Below are 3,314 nucleotides of genomic sequence, written 5' to 3' on the forward strand. Positions count from 1 at the left end.
CCGGCCGGTGTGGCGGTGGCAGCCTGGTCCTTGCATCCTGCGGCGAACACCGCCAGGAGCAGCGAAAGCAGCCAGGGCGCGCTGCGCGCGGGCGAGATAGAAGCTTGCATCGTCTTGTCCTTTGCGCTCTGACCAGTCCACCGTTTCAGCGAACGCGCTCACCCAGACCTCGCGGGACCTTCCACCTGCCGCCGCGGCCTGTGCGCTGTCCGGTCATGGGAGGCTCGGCCTCCAACCAATTTCTGCGCCGGATTCTCAGCAGGTTTTTTCACCCTGTTGGGTAAGCGGAAGTAAAAGCTTCTCCTGCCGAGTGAGCGGGCACAGCCTATGCAGAGCCGCCCCACACCAGCCCCTTTGAGAGCGCACATCACGCGGGAGCGCGGGCCAGCTCCCACAGATCCGACACCACCCGCCGTGCCGGACCATCCGCCTGGCGGCGCTGCTCTCACCCGAGCACAGCGGCCTGTTCGAGGAAAAACTCGCTTCGGACAGCGCCGTGGTGCGGTGCCTGCCCGTGTAGCTGCTAGGCTTTGCCTGCGGGCTGCCGCCCCCGGCTACTCCACCACCGTCAGCTTCGCCACGGCCAGCGCCAGCCACTTGGTGCCGTGGCGCGGAAAGGCGACCTGGGCGCGCGCATCCTCGCCTGCGCCCTCGATGGCGAGCACCTTGCCTTCGCCGAACTTGTTGTGGAACACCTGCAGGCCCACGCGCAGGCCATGCCCGGGGCCTTCCTTGCGCTCGGGCACGGGCGGGCTGGCGAAGACCTCGCCGAGCGACCGCCCCGCGCCGCCTGACGCGCGCGCGCCGTAGGCGCCGCCCCCGGAGAACCCGGCACCGAAACTGCCGAAGCCGGGCTGGCGCGGCGTGAGCCATTTGAGCGCCTCCTCGGGCAGCTCGTCGAAGAAGCGGCTCCTCACGTTGTAGCGCGTCTGGCCGTGCAGCAGGCGCGTCTGCGAATGGCTGAGGTACAGGCGCTTCCTGGCGCGCGTGATGGCGACATACATCAGGCGGCGCTCTTCCTCCAGGCCGGCGCGGTCGCTCATGGCGTTCTCGTGCGGGAACAGGCCTTCCTCCAGCCCGCCGATGAACACGCAGTCGAACTCCAGCCCCTTGCTGGCGTGCACGGTCATGAGCTGCACGGCGTCCTGGCCGGCCTGGGCCTGGTTGTCGCCGGCTTCCAGCGCGGCGTGCGTGAGGAACGCCGCCAGCGGCGACAGCGTCTCGCCCGTGTCGGTGTCGATCACCGTGCCCGGCTCGGCCATGGGCAGGCTCGCGTCCAGCCCCTGGCTGGCCGGGCTCTGGCCGAGCACCGGCGCGCCGCGCTGCTCATCGAGCGGCAGCGCCACGGCATCGCGCCCGAAGCCCTCCTGCGTGACGAAGCTCTCGGCGGCGTTGATCAGTTCGTCGAGGTTCTCCAGCCGATCCGCGCCTTCCTTGTCGTTGCGGTAATGCTCGACCAGGCCGCTGGCTTCCAGCATCTGGCCGATGATGGCGCGCAGGTTCTGGCCCTGCGCGCCCTCGCGCATCACGTCGATCAGCGCGACGAAGGCCGTCAGGTTGGCGCCCGCGCGCCCGGTCAGGGTGCTCACCGCGTCGTGCAGCGAGCAGCCGGCGCCGCGTGCCGCGTCCTGCAGCTGCTCGAGCGTGCGCGCGCCGATGCCGCGCGGCGGGAAGTTCACGACGCGCAGGAAGCTGGTGTCGTCGTGCGGATTCTCCAACAGGCGCAGGTACGCCAGCGCGTGCTTGATCTCCGCCCGCTCGAAGAAGCGCAGCCCGCCATACACGCGATAGGGCACGCCCGCATTGAACAGCTGCGACTCGATCACCCGGCTCTGCGCGTTGCTGCGGTAGAGCACGGCGATCTCGCGCCGCTCGGCCTCGCCGCTGCGCACCAGGTTCCGGATCTCCTCGACGATCCACTGTGCCTCGGCCAGGTCCGACGGCGCCTCGTGCACACGCACCGGCTCGCCCGGGCCCTGGGCGGTGCGCAGGTTCTTGCCCAGGCGACCCTGGTTGTGGCTGATCAGCGCGTTGGCGCAGTCCAGGATGTTGCTGTAGCTGCGGTAGTTTTCCTCCAGCTTGATGGTGCGCTGCACATCGAACTCGCGCACGAAGTCCTGCATGTTGCCCACGCGCGCGCCGCGAAAGGCGTAGATGCTCTGGTCGTCGTCGCCCACCGCGACCACGCTGCCGTGCGTGACCAGACGGCCTTCCACCACGTCGCCGGCGAGCTGCTTGAGCCAGGCGTACTGCAGCCGGTTGGTGTCCTGGAACTCATCGACCAGAATGTGCGCGAAGCGCCGCTGGTAGTGCGCGCGCACGGCATCGTTGCCCTGCAACAGCTCGTAGCTGCGCAGCATCAGCTCGCCGAAGTCCACCACCCCCTCGCGCTGGCACTGCTCCTCGTAGAGCTGGTAGATCTCCACCTTCTTTTGCATGTCCTGGTCGCGCACCGGCACGTCGCGCGGCCGCATCCCTTCTTCCTTGCAGCTGGCGATGAACCACACCAGCTGCTTCGGTGGAAAGCGATCCTCATCGACGTTGTGCTGCCGGCACAGGCGCTTGACGGCCGCGAGCTGGTCCTGCGTGTCCAGGATCTGAAAGGTCGCCGGCAACCCGGCGAGCTTGTGGTGGGCGCGCAGCAGGCGGTTGCACAGGCCGTGGAAGGTGCCGATCCACATGCCGCGCACATTGATGGGCAGCATCGCGGACAGGCGTGCCACCATTTCCTTGGCTGCCTTGTTGGTGAAGGTGACGGCCAGGATGCCGCCGGGCGAAGCCTGGCCAGTCTGCAGCAGCCAGGCGATGCGCGTGGTCAGCACACGCGTCTTGCCCGAGCCGGCGCCGGCCAGGATCAGCGCATGGCCTGCCGGCAGCGTGACGGCGGCGAGCTGTTCGGCGTTGAGGTGCTGCAGCAGGGGCGAGCGCGCTGGCGCGTCATCGGGCGTGCCGGGCGCCCCGGCGTCCTGGCGCACGCCGGCGGTCGTATCGAAGGAAGGCATGGGGGACGATTGTAGAAAGTGCCCCGGGCGCTGGGGTTTTCCCCGCCCGCCGGTAGAATCGGACACCGGGCCCAAGTTTTCTTGCGCCCGGTTTTTTTGCGCCCCGAAACAGGTCGACACGAAGAACCGGAGCCCAAGCCAAGCGCCCTCGCCCGCGAAATCCCTCGCGCTGCGCGACCCCTTACGGAACTTGGATCCTCATGGAAATCTTCGACTACGACAACATCCTGTTGCTGCCGCGCAAGTGCCGCGTGCAAAGCCGCTCCGAGTGCGACGCCAGCGTCGAATTCGGCGGCCGGCGGTTCCGCCTGC

The 3,314-nt window shown here is 68.6% G+C and carries 1 protein-coding gene and 1 pseudogene; one reads left to right on the forward strand and one right to left on the reverse strand.

The window, feature by feature from the left end; all coding sequences use genetic code 11:
- Positions 1-554 precede the first annotated feature (554 nt).
- Positions 555-3,002 carry a UvrD-helicase domain-containing protein gene (locus A612_RS06755; RefSeq protein WP_019373751.1) on the reverse strand — a complete coding sequence of 816 codons (2,448 nt, stop codon included), beginning with the start codon at positions 3,000-3,002 and terminating at the stop codon, positions 555-557.
- Positions 3,003-3,202: 200 nt separating this feature from the next.
- On the opposite strand from A612_RS06755, the pseudogene A612_RS17020 reads away from it, so the two are divergent.
- A pseudogene (locus tag A612_RS17020) lies at positions 3,203-3,314 on the forward strand (GMP reductase); the annotation flags it as partial.

This window comes from Melaminivora alkalimesophila, from assembly GCF_000282995.1.
GTDB lineage: Bacteria > Pseudomonadota > Gammaproteobacteria > Burkholderiales > Burkholderiaceae_C > Melaminivora > Melaminivora alkalimesophila.

What these genes read in the sequence shown, in the direction of transcription:
- A612_RS06755 (WP_019373751.1), bottom strand. Translation starts at nt 3,002, where the DNA reads ATGCCTTCCTTCGATACGACCGCCGGCGTGCGCCAGGACGCCGGGGCG.